Here is a 19,965-nt window from a genome sequence, read left to right as displayed (position 1 = left end):
GGCGTCCCTCGTCAACTGCTGACGGCGACCAGCTCGTCACCGCAGGTGCAGCGGTAGGCCTCGCCGGCTCCTGAGCAGTGGCATGGTGCCTCGATGCGAACGCGACATCCGCACCCTTCGTGGCCGCATGTCAGCACAGTTCCCGCTTCGTAGTTGGTCATGAGTCGCACCTTTCTGTTGCATCCCGGCGGGCGCCGGTCCGACTCACTATATACCCCATAGGGGTATAGGGTAAAGACCTTGTGGTGGTCGAATTCGTGTTCGCGCGTAGCCTCGGCTGGGTGACCGAAGCCCCCGCGCCCCGCGACGTCGACACCCTGCTGGACCGCATTTTTACCGCTCATGACCCGGAACTAGAGGCTGCGCTGGCCGCCAGTGATGCGGCCGGGCTGCCGGCCATCGCGGTCTCCCGGCAGCAGGGCAAGTTCTTGAGCCTGCTGGCCGCCGCGACCGGAGCCACCCGCATTCTGGAGATCGGAACCCTGGGTGGCTACAGCACGATCTGGCTGGCGCGGGCGGCCGGGCCCGAGGGTGCGGTGGTGACGCTGGAGTACGAGCCCAAGCACGCCGAGGTCGCCCGGGCCAACCTGGACCGGGCCGGCGTGGGTGATCGGGTGCAGGTGTTGGTCGGCGCTGCGCTTGACACCCTGCCGACATTGACCGGCGAGCCGTTCGATCTGGTGTTCATCGACGCCGACAAGGAGAACAATGTCGGTTACCTGAACTGGGCGGTGCAGCTGTGCCGCCCCGGATCAGTCATTGTGGTGGACAACGTGATTCGTGAAGGCGCAATCCTGGATCCGGGGCCCGACGATGTGACGGCGCGCGGCAGCCGGGATGTGCTGGAACTGATGGGCTCCCACCCTGGACTGCAGGCCGCGGCGATTCAGACCGTCGGGGCCAAGGGCTGGGACGGCTTCGCGTTCGCCGTGGTGCAGTAGCCGAGGTCGGGCTCTCCGGCCAGCCAGATTTTCCGTTGCTGACCGATCGCTGGCGAGCGTAGCCTTTCATCAGATGGGTGGGTGCAGTCGGCAGCAAAATGCCTGCTGCATAACGGAAAGGTTGCGAAATGAGTACAGTCCATTCATCAATCGAACATCATCCGGATCTGTTAGCTCTTCGGGCGACTTATGACAGAGCGGCCGAGTCGGTGGCGGCACAAGTCACCTTCGGGATGACGTTGTTGACGGCGGTCTATGCGGCCTTGTCGCCGTGGATCGTCGGATTCGAGGGCACGTCCCGGCTGGCTTTCAACAATTTCATCATCGGGGCAGTGGTCGCCTTCCTGGCGTGCGGTTTGGCCTCGGCGCTGGACCGCACCCACGGCTTGGCGTGGACCCTGCCGGTCCTCGGCGTGTGGTTCATCGTTTCCCCGTGGATCCTGCGGGGTGTGTCACCGACGCCCGGCATGGCCTGGTCGAACGTGGTTGCCGGTGCGGTGTTGACCGCCCTGGGCCTGATCGCCGCGTACTTCGGTATGCGCGCCCGTCACGACGCGGCCACGCACGCGTCGTGACGCCGGTAGGTGGCTGGCCGGCCGACGGGGATGCTCGCCGGCCGGTCAACCCAGCGCAGCGCTGCGCTAGCCGCGATGATCGCCGCCGTTAAAGCGCCGTCACGATCTCCGAACGAACACCTCACGCCCGGCTCGGGCGTCGTGTTACCCGCAGACGGCGCCGACAGCGGCGGAACCGACCAGCTTGCGGTACTTGGCCAGCACGCCGGTGGTATAGCGCGGCGGTGGAGGAATGAAACCCTCGGCGCGGGCGGCGAATTCGGCGGTGTTGTCCACCAGCACGTCCAGCGTCGCATTGGCGACGTCGAGCCGGATCCTGTCCCCGTCACGCAGGAACGCCACCGGCCCGCCGTCCACCGCCTCGGGTGCGATGTGGCCGACGCAGAGCCCGGTGGTGCCGCCGGAGAACCGGCCGTCGGTCAGCAGCAGCACGTCTTTGCCGAGTCCGGCGCCCTTGATCGCGCCGGTGATCGCCAGCATCTCGCGCATCCCGGGGCCGCCCTTGGGGCCCTCGTAGCGGATCACCACGGCGTCGCCCGCGCTGATCGTTCCGTCTTCGAGGGCATCCAGTGCTGCCCGCTCGCCGTCGAAAACCCGTGCGGTGCCTTCGAACACGTCGCTGTCGAAGCCCGCCGACTTGACTACCGCGCCCTCTGGAGCCAGCGAGCCGTGCAGGATGGTGATGCCGCCGGTCGGGTGGATGGGGTTGGTCAGCGCGTGCAGCACCTTGCCGTCCACGACCGGGGGATTGAGGTCAGCGATGTTCTCCGCCATCGTCTTTCCGGTGACGGTCAGGCAGTCGCCGTGTAAAAGGCCGGCGTCCAACAGGGTTTTCAACATGACCGGCACACCGCCGATCTTGTCGATGTCGAACATCACGTGCTGGCCGAACGGCTTCACGTCGGCCAGATGCGGCACCTTCGCGCCGACCCGGGAGAAGTCGGCCAGGGTCAGGTCCACCTCGGCCTCATGAGCGATCGCCAGCAGGTGCAGCACCGCGTTGGTGGACCCGCCGAACGCCATCACCACTGCGATCGCGTTCTCGAACGCGTCCTTGGTCAGGATGTCGCGGGCGGTGATACCGCGACGCAGCAACTCCACCACGGCCTGGCCGCTGCGCCGGGCGTAACCGTCCCGGCGCCGATCGGCCGACGGCGGCGAGGCGCTGCCCGGCAGCGACATGCCCAGCGCTTCGGCGGCGCTGGCCATGGTGTTGGCGGTGTACATGCCGCCGCAGGCGCCTTCGCCGGGACAGATGGAGCGTTCGATGATGTCGACGTCCTCGCGGCTCATCAGCCCGCGGGAACAGGCACCGACCGCCTCGAAGGCGTCGATGATCGTCACCTCACGCTCGGTGCCGTCGGAGAGTTGGGCGTAGCCCGGCATGGTGGAGCCCGCATAGAGGAAGACCGATGCCAGATCCAGGCGGGCCGCGGCCATCAGCATCCCGGGCAGCGACTTGTCGCAGCCGGCCAGCAGCACCGAGCCGTCGAGTCGTTCGGCGCACATCACGGTCTCGACGCTGTCGGCAATCACCTCGCGGCTGACCAGCGAGAAGTGCATGCCCTCATGGCCCATCGAGATGCCGTCGGAGACCGAGATGGTGCCGAACTCCAGCGGGTAGCCACCGGCTTCGAAGACACCTTCCTTGGCGGCCTTGGCCAACCGGTCCAGCGACAGGTTGCACGGGGTGATCTCGTTCCACGACGACGCCACCCCGATCTGGGACTTGGCGAAGTCGTCGTCGCCCATGCCTACCGCCCTCAGCATGCCGCGGGCGGCGGTCCGTTCCAGGCCGTCGGTGACGTCACGGCTGCGCGGTTTGATGTCGACGGACGCCCCGGCGGCGTGGGTGCTCCCAGAATTCACCCGTTAAGTATGCCGGTAGGGGGTGACCGGGCAAAACGAATTAAATACCCCGCGGGGGTATGCGCTAGAGTGAGCGCATGAGATCAGTCCTCGCCGTCGTCCTCGCGCTCGTCGTCAGCATCGCTGCGGGCGCCTGTCACCGCACGGCTCCGGAACCCCAGGCGTCGAGCAGTTCGGCGATGACCAACACCGGCAGCCCCGAGGACGTCACTTTCCTGGAGAACATGGTCGTCCACCATCAGCAGGCGCTGGAGATGACGACCATGGTGCCCGGGCAGAGCACCGATCCGGCGCTGTTGGCGCTCGCCGACCATATCGCCGCGCAGCAGCGAACCGAACTGCAGGGCTGTCAGGCGCAACTGCTGCAGTGGGAGGCGCCCAGCGCCGATTCGGGCGAGCACGACGGGGCCCCGGGCCAACGCGCCATCCCCGGCATGGTCGATCAGGCCACCATGGAAAAACTGCGGGGCTTGCACGGCCCGGCATTCGAGAAGCTTTGGCTGCAGTCGATGATCGAGCATCACCGTGGCGCGATCACGATGGCGCACAACGAGATCGAACACGGCCAGAGCCCGGAGGCCATCAGCATCGCGCAGTCCTTGGCTTCGCGGCAGCAGACCGAGATAGATCAGATGAACCAACAGTTGGGGACGCTATGACCACCGATGCCCCCGGGTACTCCCCGCGGAAAGACAACTACGCCAAACGGATGCGACGCATCGAGGGACAGGTGCGGGGCATCGCCAAGATGATCGACGAGGACAAGTACTGCATCGACGTCCTCACCCAGATCAGCGCGGTCAACAGTGCGTTGCGCTCGGTGGCGCTGAACCTGCTCGACGAGCATCTCGTGCACTGCGTCAGCGGGGCCGTCACGTCCGGCGGCGAGGAGGCCGACGCGAAACTCACCGAAGCGTCGGCCGCTATCGCGCGGTTGGTTCGTTCCTGACCCACGCGCCGTTACCATGTGATCCAGCAGTTACCGGGAGCGCGATGCGCCAACACCACTCGACGCTGCCTCCACACCATGACTGTCGAAACTGGAAATACCCGAAGCGGGCCCCTGACGCCCTGGACGCCGCGGACCACCTCGCAGTTGGCGATCCTGGCGGCCGCCGCGTTCATCTACGCGACCGCTGAGATCCTGCCGGTCGGGGCGCTGCCTGCGATCTCAGAGGGCCTGGGCGTCAGCGAAGCGCTGGTCGGGACCCTGCTGGCCTGGTACGCGGTGGTGGCGGCGGCGACGACGATTCCGCTGGTGCGCTGGACCGCCTGTTGGCCGCGCCGCCGGGTGCTGCTGATCACCCTGGTCTGTCTGACCGCCTCGCAGGTGATCTCCGCGATGGCGCCGAACTTCGCCGTGCTGGCCGGCGGCCGTGCGCTGTGCGCCGTCACCCACGGCCTGATGTGGTCGGTACTGGCGCCCATCGCCACCCGGTTGGTCCCGCCCAGCCATTCCGGCCGCGCGACCACGGCGATTTATGTGGGCACCAGCCTCGCACTGGTCGTCGGTATCCCGCTGACGTCGGCCATGAGCCTGCTCTGGGGCTGGCGGCTGGCCGTTGTGGTCATCACCGTGGCGGCGGCGGCCATCACCCTGGCGGCCCGCGTCGCGCTGCCCGCACTGGTGCTCAGCACCGACCAACTGGCGCTGGTCGGGCGGCATCACCACCGCAACGGACGACTACTGGGCGTGAGCACGGTGATGCTGATCGCCGTCACCGGCCACTTCATCTCCTACACCTTCATCGCCGTGATCATCGGTGACGTGGTCGGCGTGCCGGGGGCCCGGCTGGCCTGGCTACTGGCGGCGTTCGGGGCGGCCGGCCTGATCGCGATGCCGCTGCTGGCCCGACCGGTGGACCACCGGCCCAAGGCGATCACCGGTAGCTGCATGGCCGCGCTGTCGGCGGCTTTCGTCGTGCTGGCCGCCTTGTCGATCGGTGGGCACCACACGACCGCCACGACGGTGGTGGGGGCAGCGGCGATCGTTTTGTGGGGTGCGATGGCGATGGCGGTGTCGCCGATGCTGCAGTCCGCGGCGATGCGCACCGCGCCGGACGACCCCGACGGCGCGTCGGGTCTGTACGTGACGGCGTTCCAGGTCGGCATAACCGGGGGATCGCTGGCCGGGGGCCTGCTGTTCGAACGGGCCGGAACGTCGGCGATGTTGAGTGCATCGGCGGTGCTGGTGGGCATCGCCGCGGTGGGGATAGCGGCCAGCAAACGCCTATTCGTTGTTCCCTGATGTGCTGGGCGCGGTAACGTTCGCCACTACGTGGGCCACTGAAGCCGCAGCTCATTGACGCGTAAGGCGTCATTTTGGGGTGTTTTCCGCTCGCCGTGCGAGTTAGCTGGCGGTCGTCCTGTGCCACACTTGAAGCCAAGATTGCGACCGGAGGTATACGCATGTCGGGATGGAAGCTCGCGGGGATCGGAGCCTGGCTGTCCACCGCGGGAATGGCCGCGGTGCTCACGCTGGGCTGCGGAGCGGCGCTGGCCGACCCGCCGCAGCAGCCCGGGGATCCGGCGGCGGTGGATGCCGGCCCGGTTGATCCGGCCGCACCGCCGCCACCGGGGGAGTTGCCGCCCCCGCCGGACCCCTTCCCGGGGCCTCCGCTTCCGCCACCGGCAGACCCGCCACCGGCAGACCCAATGGCGTTCCCGCCCCCGCCGGAGCCCGCACCGCCGGTCCCGGGTGAGCCGTTGCCGCCGTTGGCGGGCGAGCCGGTGCCTCCGCCGCCGCCGGGCGCAGCGCCGCCCGATGCGACACAGCCGGTCGCGTCGGGTCCAGCCGTCGGGCAGAACCCGGAGCCGTTCACCGGAACGCCGCCGTTCCTTCCGCCGTCCTTCAATCCGCTGAACGCTTCGATGGTGGGCGTCGCCAAGCCGATCATCATCAACTTCCAGCGGCCGATCGCGGACAAGGCGATGGCCGAACAGGCCATCCACATCTCGTCGAGCCCGCCGGTGCCGGGCAAGTTCTACTGGATGACCCCCAGCCAGGTGCGGTGGCGTCCGTTCAACTTCTGGCCCGCCCACACCACCGTCAACATCGACGCGGCCGGCACGAAGTCGACCTTCCGCACCGGCGACTCCTTGGTGGCCACCGCCGATGACAAGACGCACCAGATGACGATCACCCGTGATGGCAAGGTGGAGAAGACCTTCCCGATGTCGATGGGCATGTCCAGCGGCGGGCACGAGACCCCCAACGGCACCTACTATGTGCTGGAGAAGTTCCCCACGGTGGTGATGGACTCCTCCACCTACGGGGTCCCGATCAACTCCACCTACGGCTACAAGGTGACGGTGCAGGACGCGGTTCGCATCGACAACAGCGGCGGCTTCGTGCACAGCGCCCCCTGGTCGGTCAATGATCAGGGCAAGCGCAACGTCAGCCACGGCTGCATCAACCTGAGCCCGGCCAACGCCAAGTGGTTCTACGACAACTTCGGCAGCGGCGACCCGGTCGTGGTGAAGAACTCCATCGGTAGCTACACCAAGAACGACGGCGCCCAAGACTGGCAGATGTAGGGCCGTAGGCCACTGCTCGCCAGGGGAAGGCGACCCCTAGTTCCAGATGCGGACCCGCTGCGCGGGCTCCAGATACAGCGCGTCGTCTTGCGCCACACCGAAGGCGTCGTAGAACGCGTCGATGTTGCGGATCACTCCGTTGCAGCGGAACTCCGGCGGTGAATGCGGATCGGTCGCCAGACGCCGGATCGCTTCGGCATCACGGGATTTCGTACGCCACACCTGCGCCCAGCCGTAGAAGACGCGCTGGGTGCCGGTCAGGCCGTCGATCACCGGTGCCTCGGCGCCGCCCAGCGACAACCGGTAGGCGAGCAGGGCGATCGAAAGCCCGCCGAGGTCGCCGATGTTCTCCCCGACGGTGAACGCCCCGTTCACATGCCGGTCGGCGGCCAACGCACGCGGCACGTAGGCCTCGTACTGAGCGATCAACGCGTCGGTGCGGAAACCGAATTCGCTGCGGTCGGCATCGGTCCACCAGTCGATCAGGTTCCCGTCGCCGTCGTACTTGGCGCCCTGGTCGTCGAAGCCGTGGCCGATCTCGTGGCCGATCACCGCACCGATGCCGCCGTAGTTGGCCGCGTCGTCGGCGTCGGGATCGAAGAACGGCGGCTGCAGGATCGCGGCGGGAAAGACGATCTCGTTCATCCCCGGGTTGTAGTAGGCGTTGACCGTCTGCGGTGTCATGAACCATTCTTCGCGATCCACCTCCTGACCCAGCTTCGCCAGTTCACGGTGGTAGTTGACCGCATAGCCGCGCAGGAAGTTCCCGTACAGGTCGGCGCGATCGGTGACCAGGCCCGAATAGTCGCGCCACGTGGCCGGATAGCCGACCTTGGCGGTGAACTTGTCCAGCTTGGCCAGCGCCCGCTCCCGGGTCGCCGGGGTCATCCAGTCCAGGCCGGTGATGCTCACCCGGTAGGCCTCCCGCAGATTCGCCACCAGCGCATCGATGCGATCTTTGGCATCCGGCGGGAAATGCCGTGCCACATACAGCTTCCCGACGGCGTCGCCCATCATCGACTCCACCAGGGAGACACCGCGCTTCCACCGGTCCCGGATCTGTTCGGTGCCGGACAGCCGGCGCCCGTAGAACTCGAAGTCCTCGGCGATCAGCGCATCGGTCAGGATTCCGGCGCGGCCGTGAATAAGCCGCCACCGCGCCCAGTCCTGCCAGTCGGCCAGCTCCGCGGACTCCCACAGCGCGGCGAAGGCCGTCAGATAGTCCGGTTGGCGCACCACCAGTTCCGCAGCGACGTCACCGGAGACGCCGAGGGCACTGACCCAGGCCGTCCAGTCGAAACCGGGTGCCTCGTCCGGCAGCCCGGCGAAGGTGCGCAGGTTGTAGGTCAGATCGGCGTCGCGGCGTTTCACCACATCCCAGTGCGCACCCGCCAGTGCCGTCTCCAGCGCGACGATGCGGGCCGCGACCGCGGCGTACCCGCCCGGCTCTCCGCCGTAGACCAGCGCGAACATCGTGGCGATGTGGCCCGGGTAGGCGGCCAGGATCTCGGCGTGCTGTTCGTCGCGATAGTAGGACTCGTCCGGCAGGCCGAGACCCGACTGGGTCAGGTGCAGCAAGTACCGGCTCGAGTCCTTTGAATCGGTGTCCACATACAGGCCGACGCCGCCGCCGACCCCGGAGCGTTGCAGGGCACCCAGTACCTGCGCGAGGGCGTCGCGGTCACCGGTGCTGTCGATCGTGGACAGCTCCGCCAGCAGCGGCTCCACCCCGCGGGCTTGCACGGTCTGCTCGTCGAGGAAGCTGGCGTACAGATCGCCGATCCGCCGCTCATCGGTGCCGGCCGCCTCCGAAGACTCGCGGGCGGCTTCGGTGAGCAGGTCACGCACCTGGATCTCGGCTCGGTCGAACAGCGCGCGGAACGCTCCGTCGGTGGCGCGGTCCGGCGGCATCTCGTAGCCGTCGAGCCAGCGGCCGTTGACATGACCGAACAGGTCGTCCTGCGGGCGGACAGCGCCGTCGAGATGGCTGAGATCGAGGCCGGAACGGGTGGCTGGTGAGGTCATCGGGCCCATCCTTTCACGGCGAACCGTACAGCTGTCCTGTAGCGTCACCGCCATGCCTGACGAGGAGCAGCCCGACATCTCCACTGAAGCGGACGACGACATCGGTGATCCCGGCGAGACCGCCGTCGAGGTGCAGAAGGACGACGAGAAGCCCGAGAAGTCAGCGGCCAGAAAAAGCGCCCACGGTAAGCCGGCTGCGGTGGTCTCTCCGGCTTCGGGCGGGATCTTCTCCAGCTACGGACTGGTGTCGGCGTTCCTCGGACTGGTCGCGGTCGCCGCCTTGGTGTTCGGTCTGATCACCTGGAACGTGCACCGTGACGACGTCAACGAGCGCGGCTACCGCAGCCGGGTGCTGCAGACCGCCGCGAGTTGGACCAGCGTGCTGATCAACCTGAACGCCGAGAACGTCGAGAAGGGAATGGCGCGGCTGCGCGACAAGACGGTCGGCGAACTCAACAGCGAGTTCGACGCCGCGTTGGCGCCGTACCGGGACGTCGTGCAGAAGATCCAGTCGCGCAGCAGCGGCCGGATCGAGGCGGTCGCCATCGAGATGGAACGCCACAACCTCGACGACCCGGCCGCCACCACCGACGAGCCGACGAGTCCCGGGCGCACCGACCCGGTGATGGTGATCGCCACCTCGATCGCCGAGAACGTCGGCGGTCGGCCGCAGACCGTGCACTGGGCGCTGCACCTCGACGTCAGCGACGTCGACGGGCACTTGATGATTTCCCGATTGAGGTCGATTCGATGAACAAGCTGGGACTGCTGAAGTCGCGGACGCTGTGGCGAGTACTGACCTTCGACATTGTCGCCCCGCTGGCCGCGATCGCCGGCCTGCTGCTGCTCGGGCTGGTGTGGGAGTGGCCGCTGTGGTGGGTGTCGGTGTGCTCGGTGCTGGTGCTGCTAATCGTCGAGGGCATGGTGGTGAACTTCCTGCTGCTGCGTCGCGATGCCGTCACGGTCGGCACCGACAACGATCGTCCCGGCCTGCGACTGGGTGTGGTCGCCCTGGCCGCCACGGCGCTGGTCGTCCCGGCGGTGTTCGGCTACCTGGACTGGACGAAGCCCGACCGTGCCCTGGAAGCGGACTCCGGTGAGGTGGTCAAGACCGCTGTCGCCATGGCCCAGGCCGCGGCGACGGTGTCCCCGGCCAACCCGGACGCATCGATCGAGAAGGCCGCGGCTTTCATGGTCCCCGACCGGGTCAACGCCTTCCGGGAGAGCATCGGCCGGACCGCCACCGAGATGGCCAACCGCAACATCGCGGTCGACGCCGAGACACTCAGTGCCGGCGTCGAGGCGCTCGGGCCGTCGGCAGCTCGGGTGGCGGTTGTGCTGCGCAGCGTTCAGTCCGTGGCGAACCAGCAGGTCAAGCAGGCTGTGGTGCCGGTGCGGGTGACACTGACCAAGCGCGGCGACCAGTGGATGGTTCTGGAGATGTCACCGATCCACGCTCGCTGACGCGCAGCGTCAGATGACGTCAGGTGTGCCGCGGGCTGTGCATCTTGACGAACCGGTCCGACAGTCGGCGCATCCGGATCATCAGCGAGGCAGGTGGACTGACGGTGCCGTCGAGGTATTCACTCAGAGCATCGGCGGGCACCCCGACCCGGGAACAGAACTCCTGCTGGCTCAGGCCCGACCGCGCTATCAACACCCGCACGTGGCGGCCGACCTCGGCGCGTTCGTTGGCCTCCAGGTGGGCCCGGGCGCGGGCCAGCACCTCCGACAGCGCCTTGGAGATGCCGTAGGGTTCGGTGCCTTCCAGCACCTCTTCGACCTGGCGTGCAGTGCGCCCGTACGGGTCGCGCTTGAGTGCCACCACGATGAGCTGCCAGGTGGCGATGTCGCCGGTCTGCAGTGCCGCACGAATGGCGGACGTCGGCCAGAACTCCACCGGCCGGTCGGTGTTGCCGGGCCTTGAACCGGCCCTGAGCGGCTGCGATGCACGGCGTCGGTCCGCGGCCAACGTCACCTCGCCTCCTCCAGCATCGACACCGCAACCGCCAGGCAGCGTTCGCGGACCCGTTCCCAGTCTGTGCCCGCTCGGGGCGCACCGTCACCGGAGTCGTCTTCCTCGCGCTCGGCGGGCTCCGGGTCGGCGAGCCGACAGACCAGCTGCGTGGCCATCCATTGTCGTTCGGCTGGTTGCCCAGCGTAGTACTTGTCGATCCCGCCGAGTGCCTCCGCAACGGTTTCCGGGTCGAGTACGTCGACGAGCTCGGCGAGTTCCGCGTAGTCCCGGCGGCTGTTGCGCGACATCAGCAGGTACCCCTTGAGGCGCAGCGTCTCGGCGCAGGTGGGGATCTGCAGCCGGTCGCCGGTCGGCAGCTGTACGGCGGCGGTCTCCATCGGGCGGCGCCGGGTCAACGCCGGACCTTCGAGTCCGATCTCATTGGCCGCCCAGGCCTCGGTTTCCAGCGCGTCGAGTGCCACCGCGAGCCGGCGCCGCCACACGGTGACCGGGTGCACGGGCCGCACCGCCTTCGGCAGCGCCCTGCCGCTACCGGTACGAGACGGCCAGCCGCCGGCGAGTTTGGCCAGCGCGTGGCCCACCACGTTGCTGCCGGCCGGTGCCGCGGCCGCGCCGACCGGCAGCGCCACCGTGGCGAGCTCGGCATGCCCGCACCCGCGCAGCGCCAAGGGGTCGCCGACGCAGACGGCGTCGGGAACCAGGTTTTTGAGCCGGGCCGCCGACTTCACCACCACCCGAAGGTCCGCGCTGGGGGTGATCAGTGCGGAGATGTCATCGGGGATCACCACGACGTCGCCCAGATCTACTGTGGGCAGCGGTTTCTCGAAGTCCACCGACGGCAGGATCCGAGCCAGCCAGCGCGGCAGCCACCAGTTCCACTCGTCGAACATCGCCATCAGCGCCGGCACCAGCACCAGCCGCACCACGGTGGCGTCCACCGCGATCGCCACCGCGCAGGCCACTCCGAGTTCGGCGACCAGCGGCATCCCGGCGAACGCGAATCCGATGAACACCGCGATCATGATCAGCGCGGCGCTCGTGATGGTGCGCGCACTGGTGCTGACGCCATGGGCGACGGCGTCATGGGTGTTGCCGGACTGCAGGAAACGCTCCCGGATCCGGGTCAACAGGAAGATCTCGTAGTCCATCGACAGGCCGAACGTCATGGCCAGCACGATCGGCGGGATGAAGCTGTCGATCGAACCGGTGGCCGCGAACCCGAGCCGTTCCAGCCATCCCCACTGGAACACCGCCACCAGGCTTCCGTAGGCGGCCGCCACCGACAGCACCGTCATCACGACGCCTTTGAACGCCAGGAACACCGACTGGATCGAGATCAACAGCATCAGGAACGCGATCACCGCGACGAACACCAGCACCAGCGGTTCGGCTGCCGCGACCCGGTCGTCGAAGTCCTTGATCAACGCGGTCGGCCCGCCGACATCCACCCGTACCGACGGCGAACCGGCCGCCGCCGGCAGGTGTTCGCGCATCCAGTCGATGGTCTCGCGCGCGGCCATATCCTCGGGATCGACCGACAGCACCGCAGACAGCAGCCCACTGCTGTCGTCATTGCCGAAGACCGGGGGCGATACCGAGACGATGTTGGGGGCCTGCGTCATCGCCTCGCGGACCGCCGCGAACGTCTCGGCGTGCGAGGGCCCCGACGCGTTCGCGCCGGGGATGGAGACCAGCACCCGGACCGGCCCCAGCGCGCCCGGGCCGAGGGCTTGGGCCGCCGCGGCCACCCCGCCCCGGATCTCGTGGGAGGAATCGAACTGACGCAGCATGCTGTTGCCCTGCTCCAGCCACAGCGCCGGCGCCGCGAGCGTCAGCAGGAATCCGGCGGCCAGCAGTGCCGACACCCACGGGCGGCGCATCACCCAAGCCGTCCAACGGGTCCAGAACCGTGAGTGCGCGGTCTGCGGACTGCGCGACCAGTGCAACAGGGCAGACCGCTTGGCGACCGGGCGGCCGAACACCGCCAGCACCACCGGGGTGAGGCTGACCGCTGCCAGCACCGCGACCGAGACGGACAAGATCGCCCCGGTGGCCATCGACACCAGCACCGGGGTATTGATCAGATAAATTCCGGTCAGCGAGGCCACCACAGTCAGTCCGGACAGCACCACTGCCAGCCCGGACGTCGCCATCGCCGCGTCGACGGCCTCCTGCGGCTGGCGGCCGGCCCGCAGTTCTTCGCGGTAGCGCATCAGGATGAAAAGCGAGTAGTCGATAGCCAGCGCGATCCCGAACATCGACACCGTCGATGTGACGAACACCGACATCGCGGTGAACATCGACAGCAGATAGACCAGCCCCATGGTGACGATCACCGTGCCGATCCCGAGCGCCAGCGGGATGGCGGCGGCCGCCAGGGAGCCGAACACCGCCAGCAACACGATCAGCACGATCGGCATGTTCCACTGTTCGGCCGCCGCGATGTCCTGCTTGGTCTTCGCCGATGCCGCGGCGCCCAGCGCGCCCTGCCCGATCACGTACAGGTTCACCGAGCCGTTCTCGATCCGGCCGGGTTGCTCGCCTGCCACCCCCAGCTTGGTCCGCAGCTTCTTGGCGACGTCGACCGCCCCGGTGTTGTTGAAGTCCACCCGCAGTGACACCACATAAGGCCGGTCGGGCCGCGGCGGCGGCTGGGTCTTGTCGGGAATCACCGTGACGTTGGACGCCTCGCCGCCGACGCGCTGCAGCAAGGCGACCGCGTGCTGCATGTCCTGGTAGGTGGCGTCGGCGCGAGGTGCGGCCACCAGGGCCAGCGGCGACGCGCCCTGGTCGGGGAAGTGATCCTCGAGTTGATACTGCACGTGCAGCGACTGCGATCCCTCGACCTCGAAGCCCCCGCCGGTGAGGTGACCGGACTGGGTGGCGGCCAGGTAGAGCGCGGGAATGACAGCCAGTAGCCACCCTGTGAAGACCACCCAGCGGAATCTGCGCAGGTTGCTGCTGAAGCGCATCATGAACTGCTGGATTTCGACTCTCCCCGCTCTCGCCCGCACCGGTGCGTCGCGTGCTGCGAGCCTACCGCAGCGAGCTGTCGCGCTGTCGGTTTCTCGCCGCCCCTGAGCTGCTCTGATGCCGTCCGGGAACCGCACTGTGACCAGGCTGACGTGCGCTCGGGTGGCGACGGTCAGCGGATGCTGACAGGATGACGCACGGGTCCCGCCGGATTCGGCGAGCGGTGCAGTTCCGCGAGCAAGAGATCCGGCGACGACGGCACCGTCGGATCGTGCGGCTGCTGCCGGGAGACCTCCCGTCATACCAAAACACCCGAGTGTCTCCGCAATGTGGCGGAACCGACCGGGAATCTCGCCAGTCGTTAGGAGAATTCGTGAACACCACCCGTGCCGCTCTGCGGCGCAGCCTGACCGGCGTCGCGATCGCCACCGCCGTGGGAGGTGCGGTCACCGTTGCCCTGCTGGCGGTCCCGTCGGCGCCGTCGGCAACCGCGTCCAAGGATCCCTGCGTGGCCAGCGAGCTGGCCCGCACGGTGGGCAAGGCGGTCACCTCGACCGGCGACTACCTCGACTCACACCCGGACACCAACCAGGTGCTCACGGGGGCACTGCAGCAGCAACCCGGACCGCAGACGCTGGCGAATCTCAAGAGCTACTTCGACGCCAACCCGAAGGTCGGCGACGACCTGGCCAAGATCACCGCGCCGGTGACGGAGGTGAACGACCAGTGCAAGCTGGCGGTCAGCCTGCCGCAGGTGCTCGGGCTGCTGCAGGCCGCACAGGCCCAGGGCGGTCTGCCCGGTGGCCTGCCCGGCGGCCTGCCCGGCGGTCTGTCGAGCGGAGGCCTGCCGGTGAGTGGGCCTCCCGCCGGGGCCGTGACTCAGCCGGTGGCGGTTCGCTAGCGGGGGTAGCGCAACCCGCGCTGTCGCAGCCGGCCGTGTTCTCGGTGCGGAAGGCGAAGAAGAACACCACCCAGCCGACGGCGCCGACGAGCAGCCAGCTGATCATCCGGTAGACCAACACCGCGGAGATGGCGTCCGGCCAGCTCAAGCCGCTGGAAACCAGGCCTGGCACCAACACGGCCTCGACGACCAGCAGCCCGCCCGGCATCAGCGGGATTGTTCCCGCGGCACGGGCGGCGGCATAGGCGACCGTCAACCCGGCCACCGACGCCCGCCCGCCGGCTGCATAGGCCGCGCACGCCAGGCAGGCGACGTCGGCGACCCAGTTGAACAATGACCAGCCGAATGCCGTCGACAGATCCCGGCGCCCCAGGCTGACCGACTCGAGTTGTTCCAGCATTCGGCGCCAGGTCGCCAGCCCGGTGTCGGCGGGCTTATCGCGCAGCGAGTTGGCGCAGGAGAGCACGCGGACGCCGATACCGTCGATCAACTCCGGCCGCGACGCGACTGCCTGGGCCAGCAGCAGCAGCGCGACGAAGCCGCCGAGGGTGAACAGCAGGGAGAACGGATTGCTGCGCGCACCGAGCAGAAACGCGCCACCCAGCCCCAGCAGCACCAGCCCCACGGCCTGCAGCACCCCTGACATCACCAGCTGCCACGACGCCACCACCGGCGAAGCTCCCCAGCGCCGCTGTTGCCGGTACAGGAAGGTCGTCGACAGGACCGGCCCGCCGGGCAGCGTGGTGCTCAGCGAGTTGGCGGCGTAAAAGGCGGCCTCGGAACGCCACTGGGTGACGTGCACCCCGGCCGAGCCCAGCAGGGTGCGCTGGATCTGGGCGAAGCTGTGCATGGACGCCGCCGCCGCCAGGACCGCGCCGAACAACCAGCGTCCGTCGGCGCGCCACAGGCTGCCCCACGCGGTGGCAAGCTGCTCTCGCACCAGCACGACCTCGACGGTCAGCACTACCGCGACCAGACCGAAGATCACCGGACGCACCCACCGGTAGGCACCGGAAGGACGTTGCGGGGCCCGGGGCGGGACACCGATTACGTCGTGGGACACGAAATCAAAGGTTAGCCGCGCAACATCGATATTCGGGTACTCGATGTGGTCCCGCTGCGGCATCGTTACGCTACCGGAATGTCAGCCAGCGCAGACGAATCCGTACATCCGACCGTGCGCAAGGCGGCGGCGTGGGCCTGGCGTCTGCTGGTGTTGTTCGCCGCGGCGCTGGTGGTGTTGCTGATCGCCCGGCGGCTCGAGGTGATCGTCGTCCCGGTGGCGCTGGCAATGATGATGTCGGCGTTGCTGCTGCCCGGCGTGGACTGGCTGGACCGGCGCGGCGTGCCGCGCGGCCTAGCGGTGTTCCTGTTGCTGCTCGGTGGGGTGGCGGTGCTCGCCGGACTGCTGAGCTTCGTGGTCGACCAGTTCATCGACGGTGTGCCCGGGCTGGTGGAGCAGGTCACCCAGGTGGTCAACTCGACCCAGCGGTGGCTGATCGAAGGCCCGCTGCACCTGAGCAGGGATCAGATTGACAGCGCCGGCGACACGGTGGTCAACGGACTGCGCAACAACCAGGCCAAGCTGACCAGCGGCGCGCTGTCGACGGCCGAGATCATCACCAAAATCTTCACCGGCGCGTTCGTCGTGCTGTTCACGCTGATCTTCTTCCTCTACGGTGGCCGCAATATCTGGCAGTTCACCGTCAAGTTCTTCCCCAGCAGCGTGCGGGCCAAGGTGCACGTGGCCGGCGTCGCGGGCTTCGAATCGCTGATCGGCTACATCCGGGCCACCTTCCTGGTGGCGCTGGTCGACGCCGTCGGAATCGGTGTCGGTCTGGTAATCATGGCCGTGCCGTTGGCGCTGCCGCTGGCTTCCCTGGTTTTCCTGGGAGCCTTCATCCCGTTGGTCGGTGCGGTGCTCACCGGACTGCTGGCGGTGCTCGTCGCACTGATAGCCAAGGGCTGGATCTACGGGTTGGTCACCTTGGGCCTGATCATCGCGGTCAACCAACTGGAAGCCCATGTGCTGCAGCCGTTGGTGATGGGTCGCGCGGTCTCGATCCACCCGCTGGCGGTGGTGCTGGGGATCTCCACCGGAGGAATTCTGGCCGGCATTGTCGGCGCGCTGCTGGCCGTCCCGTTGATCGCCTTCATCGACCGGGCGGTGCGGGTACTGGTCGGCTCGTCGGACGACAGCTTGTCCGACGACGGTTTGTCAGATACCGCCTCGTCAGACCCACCGGCCGTGACGATCAGTACCGACCCTCCCGACGCAGCAGCTCCGCAGCACTGAGACCACCGGCAGCACCGCGGCGCTGCGGATTGTCGCCGGCCTTATCGCCCTTGTCGCCCTTGTCACTGGGAGCGGCGAACTTCTCGGTCACCGGGTTGTCCGGGTCGGGCGGACTCGGGGGGGTGCCTTGGGAACCCTGAACCGGGATGGCGGTGGTGGGGGCGTTCTCGGCGTTCTCGGCGGGCTGGGACGCCGGGGCGTCCGGTCCGCCCCGCCGCGACGACGCCACACCACGCCCGCCGCGCAGTTCGCCGAGCCATGACTCGATCTCGCGATCGGGCGCGTCCGGGCCTGGGGAGTCTTTGCTGGGTGCCTCCACCCGCTCGGTCACGGCCTCGGCCGCGGAGAAGCGGGTGGTCGGGGCCTCAGGGGGACCGGCGTTGATCCGGCTGGTCCGGGCGCTCGACGGGTTGCCGGTCACCGGCCGGGTCGGCAATTGTTCGGTGGCCGCAGAGCGGGGCTGGACGGACCCGCCCGGAGCCGGGTGAGTGGGGTCGTGGGTCGGGCGCAGGGCGGCGGCACCGGCCGGAGTCGGCGCGGCCGCGGCGGCCGCGAATCGGCGGGTCACCTTCCGTCGTTCATCGGGCAGCCGGATCTCGCCCAGCCCGATCCGGTTCTGGAGACGCTTCATCCAGCGCGGCGCCCACCAGCAATCGTCGCCGAGCAGCTTCATCACCGACGGCACCAGGAACATCCGGATCACGGTGGCGTCCAGCAGCAGCGCGGCCATCAGACCGAACGCCAGGTACTTCATCATCACCAGGTCGGAGAAGACGAACGACGCGGCGACGACCGCGAGGATCAGCGCGGCCGCGGTGATCAGTCGGCCGGTGGTCGCCGTACCGATCCGGATCGCCTCGGTGGTGGACATCCCGGATTCCCGGGCCTCCACCATCCGGGAGACCAGGAACACCTCGTAGTCGGTGGCCAGACCCCAGCCCACCGCGACGACCAGTGCGATCACCACCACCATCAGTGGTGTCGGAGTGAAGTTCAGCAGCCCGGCGCCGTGCCCGTCGACGAACATCCAGGTGAGAATGCCCATCGTCGCCCCGATGGTGAGTGCGCTCATCACCGCCGCCTTCAATGGCAGCACCAGTGAGCCGAACGCCAGGAACATCAGCAGTGTGGTGGCGGTCAGCAGGATCACCAGCATCAGCGGCCCTTTGTCGACCATCGCGTGGATGCTGTCCTGCTCGAGCGCAGGGGTACCGCCGACCAGCACGGTGAGGCCCTTGGGTGCGCTCATGGCACGCAGCGCCTTGATCTTCTGAGCCGCGTCGTTGCGGTTGATCAAGCCGTTCTCGATCACCCGCACCGAGTTGTCCTTGGACGCTCCGGGCAGATATGGACGCTCCTTCCACATCTCGGCCGGGTCGTCGTCCGGCTCGACGAATCCGCTGATCGCCATGGCACGGTTGCGGATGTCGGCGACCTGCTGATCGGAGACCGGTTTGTCGGCAGTGTTCTGGATCACCAGGGTCAGCTTCTCGGTGCGGAAGCCGGGGAAAATCTCGTCGAACTGCTCCTGTGCCACCCGGGCGGTGTTGTCCGGCGGCAGGTACTTCTCGCTCATCCCGCCGAACGACAATTTCCCCAGCGGGATGATCAGCAGGATCATCGCGACCACGATCGGGATCGCAAACGCCAACGGTCGCTGCATCACGAAGTTGACGAGCTTGCCCCAGAAGCCGGCCTCGACTTCTTCGCGCGTCTTGGTCTTCTGGGTCTTCTCCGCGAACCAGCCGATGATCCGGTTCGAGAACTCCCAGTCCCGCAAGAACGGAATGCGGTAGAGGGTGCGGACCCCGAGGGCGTCGACGTTGGTGCCCAGCACGCCCAGGATGGCGGGCAGCAGGGTGATCGACAGCAGGGCCGCGAGCCCCACTGCGGCGAAGAACGCGTAGGTCAACGAGTGCACGAAGCCCTGCGGCAGCACCAGCAGGCTGGCGCACGAGACGATGATCAGCACCGCCGAGAACACCACCGTGCGCCCAGCGGTCATCACCGAGCGCCGGACCGCCGCCTCGGTGTCGTAGCCCTCGGCGATCTCTTCGCGGAACCGGCTCACCACGAACAGCCCGTAGTCGATCGCGATACCCAGGCCGATCAGCGAGACCACCGGTTGGGCGAAGAAGTGCACCGGCCCGAAGTGGGTGGTGAGCTGCAGGATGCCCGTCGCCCCGGCGATACTCAAACCACCGACGATCACCGGCAGGCTGGCGGCGATCACCCCTCCGAACACGAAGAACAGCACCACCGCCACCAGCGGAAGTGCGAGCACCTCCATGCGCTGCTGGTCGCTGGCAATGGTCCCGGTCAGTGCGCTGGCGATCGGCTGCAGACCGCCGAGTTCGACTGTGCCGCCGTCGAGCTTCTGCAAGCTGGGCTCGGCAGCCTGGAAGTTCTTGAGGATGGTGTCGTCGTCGTCGCCCTTGATCTGGATCGACGCGAACGCGTGCTTCTTTTCCGGGTCGGCCATGTTGGCCAGTGCTTCGGGATTGGTGAAGTAACCGACCCAGCTCAGGACCTGGTCTGGATGATCGGCCTTGACCTTGTTCAGTCCGTCTTTGATCCCGTTGAACCACTGTTTATCGTCGACGGTCTCGCCCTTCGGGGCGGTGAAGACCGCCACCACGTGGCTGGTGCGGTCCCGGCCGTATACCTCGTCACCGAGGACCGATGCCTGGACCGACTGACTGCCGTCGTCGTAGAAGCCACTCTGGGTGACGTGGTCGCCCAGACTCATGCCGTAGACCCCACCGCCCAAGCAGAGCGCCACCATCACGCCGATTACGATGAACCGGTAGCGGTATACAGTTCGACCCCACCAGGCGAACACCTATACGCTCCTCACTAAAGTCTGTTGA

16 protein-coding genes and 1 pseudogene are annotated in these 19,965 nt (G+C 67.8%); 10 read left to right on the top strand and 7 right to left on the bottom strand.

Going from position 1 to position 19,965, the window contains the following annotated elements:
* Window positions 1–11 precede the first annotated feature (11 nt).
* Window positions 12–161, bottom strand: a complete 150-nt coding sequence (gene mymT / locus ACZYY4_RS11410; protein ID WP_463810099.1) for a copper-binding metallothionein MymT — start codon at window positions 159–161, stop codon at window positions 12–14.
* A 120-nt stretch (window positions 162–281) separates the two neighbouring features.
* Between mymT and ACZYY4_RS11405 the strand changes: the two genes are divergently transcribed.
* Both ACZYY4_RS11405 and ACZYY4_RS11400 read left to right on the top strand, forming a co-directional pair.
* Complete coding sequence (locus tag ACZYY4_RS11405; protein WP_463810098.1) at window positions 282–941, top strand: O-methyltransferase; 660 nt, start codon at window positions 282–284, stop codon at window positions 939–941.
* Window positions 942–1,069: 128 nt separating this feature from the next.
* Complete coding sequence (locus tag ACZYY4_RS11400) at window positions 1,070–1,516, top strand: SPW repeat protein (protein ID WP_463810097.1); 447 nt, start codon at window positions 1,070–1,072, stop codon at window positions 1,514–1,516.
* Between the two features lie 144 nt (window positions 1,517–1,660).
* On the opposite strand, the gene ilvD is transcribed toward ACZYY4_RS11400, so the two are convergent.
* Window positions 1,661–3,385, bottom strand: coding sequence for a dihydroxy-acid dehydratase (gene ilvD / locus ACZYY4_RS11395; protein WP_463810096.1), 1,725 nt, complete (start codon window positions 3,383–3,385; stop codon window positions 1,661–1,663).
* Between the two features lie 77 nt (window positions 3,386–3,462).
* Between ilvD and ACZYY4_RS11390 the strand changes: the two genes are divergently transcribed.
* The 4 genes from ACZYY4_RS11390 to ACZYY4_RS11375 all read left to right on the top strand — a co-directional run bounded on the left by ACZYY4_RS11390 (window position 3,463) and on the right by ACZYY4_RS11375 (window position 6,922).
* A complete protein-coding gene (locus ACZYY4_RS11390) occupies window positions 3,463–4,044 on the top strand; it encodes a DUF305 domain-containing protein (RefSeq protein WP_463810095.1) in 582 nt (193 codons plus the stop codon).
* Window positions 4,041–4,334 (top strand): copper-sensing transcriptional repressor RicR, encoded by a 294-nt coding sequence (gene ricR / locus ACZYY4_RS11385; RefSeq protein ID WP_463810094.1) that lies wholly within the window; start codon window positions 4,041–4,043, stop codon window positions 4,332–4,334. The genes ACZYY4_RS11390 and ricR overlap by 4 nt, the downstream gene beginning before the upstream one ends.
* A 78-nt stretch (window positions 4,335–4,412) precedes the next feature.
* Window positions 4,413–5,633 carry an MFS transporter gene (locus tag ACZYY4_RS11380; protein WP_463810093.1) on the top strand — a complete coding sequence of 407 codons (1,221 nt, stop codon included), beginning with the start codon at window positions 4,413–4,415 and terminating at the stop codon, window positions 5,631–5,633.
* Window positions 5,634–5,794: 161 nt separating this feature from the next.
* Window positions 5,795–6,922, top strand: coding sequence for a L,D-transpeptidase (locus tag ACZYY4_RS11375; RefSeq protein WP_463810092.1), 1,128 nt, complete (start codon window positions 5,795–5,797; stop codon window positions 6,920–6,922).
* A 36-nt stretch (window positions 6,923–6,958) separates the two neighbouring features.
* On the opposite strand, the gene ACZYY4_RS11370 is transcribed toward ACZYY4_RS11375, so the two are convergent.
* Window positions 6,959–8,947, bottom strand: coding sequence for a M13 family metallopeptidase (locus tag ACZYY4_RS11370; RefSeq protein WP_463810091.1), 1,989 nt, complete (start codon window positions 8,945–8,947; stop codon window positions 6,959–6,961).
* A gap of 52 nt (window positions 8,948–8,999) precedes the next feature.
* Here ACZYY4_RS11370 and ACZYY4_RS11365 point away from each other — a divergent pair, with 52 nt between their 5' ends.
* Both ACZYY4_RS11365 and ACZYY4_RS11360 read left to right on the top strand, forming a co-directional pair.
* Entirely contained in the window at window positions 9,000–9,701 is a 702-nt protein-coding gene (locus ACZYY4_RS11365) for a hypothetical protein (protein WP_463810090.1), read from the top strand.
* The gene (locus ACZYY4_RS11360) at window positions 9,698–10,411 is read left to right on the top strand and encodes a hypothetical protein (RefSeq protein ID WP_463810089.1); all 714 of its coding nucleotides are present in this window, start codon (window positions 9,698–9,700) and stop codon (window positions 10,409–10,411) included. Before ACZYY4_RS11365 ends, ACZYY4_RS11360 begins: the two co-directional genes overlap by 4 nt.
* A gap of 19 nt (window positions 10,412–10,430) precedes the next feature.
* Here ACZYY4_RS11360 and ACZYY4_RS11355 read toward each other — a convergent pair whose 3' ends face one another.
* Together ACZYY4_RS11355 and ACZYY4_RS11350 are read right to left on the bottom strand one after the other, a co-directional pair.
* The gene (locus ACZYY4_RS11355; protein WP_463810088.1) at window positions 10,431–10,925 is read right to left on the bottom strand and encodes an XRE family transcriptional regulator; all 495 of its coding nucleotides are present in this window, start codon (window positions 10,923–10,925) and stop codon (window positions 10,431–10,433) included.
* Window positions 10,922–13,900 carry an MMPL family transporter gene (locus ACZYY4_RS11350; protein WP_463810087.1) on the bottom strand — a complete coding sequence of 993 codons (2,979 nt, stop codon included), beginning with the start codon at window positions 13,898–13,900 and terminating at the stop codon, window positions 10,922–10,924. Before ACZYY4_RS11350 ends, ACZYY4_RS11355 begins: the two co-directional genes overlap by 4 nt.
* 188 nt (window positions 13,901–14,088) lie before the next feature.
* On the opposite strand from ACZYY4_RS11350, the pseudogene ACZYY4_RS11345 reads away from it, so the two are divergent.
* A pseudogene (locus ACZYY4_RS11345) lies at window positions 14,089–14,622 on the top strand (hemophore); the annotation flags it as partial.
* A 16-nt stretch (window positions 14,623–14,638) separates the two neighbouring features.
* On the opposite strand, the gene ACZYY4_RS11340 reads toward ACZYY4_RS11345, so the two are convergent.
* A complete protein-coding gene (locus ACZYY4_RS11340; RefSeq protein WP_463810086.1) occupies window positions 14,639–15,862 on the bottom strand; it encodes a lysylphosphatidylglycerol synthase transmembrane domain-containing protein in 1,224 nt (407 codons plus the stop codon).
* A 78-nt stretch (window positions 15,863–15,940) separates the two neighbouring features.
* Here ACZYY4_RS11340 and ACZYY4_RS11335 point away from each other — a divergent pair, with 78 nt between their 5' ends.
* Window positions 15,941–17,095: an AI-2E family transporter gene (locus ACZYY4_RS11335; protein ID WP_463810085.1), complete on the top strand. Its 1,155-nt coding sequence runs from the start codon at window positions 15,941–15,943 to the stop codon at window positions 17,093–17,095.
* On the opposite strand, the gene mmpL3 is transcribed toward ACZYY4_RS11335, so the two are convergent.
* Window positions 17,055–19,937: a trehalose monomycolate exporter MmpL3 gene (mmpL3, locus tag ACZYY4_RS11330; protein ID WP_463810084.1), complete on the bottom strand. Its 2,883-nt coding sequence runs from the start codon at window positions 19,935–19,937 to the stop codon at window positions 17,055–17,057. The two genes, ACZYY4_RS11335 and mmpL3, sit on opposite strands and share 41 nt — an antisense overlap.
* Window positions 19,938–19,965: the final 28 nt, after the last annotated feature.

It is taken from the genome of Mycobacterium sp. IDUB_21 (assembly GCF_055419425.1).
This window is presented reverse-complemented; position numbering and strand designations above follow the sequence as displayed.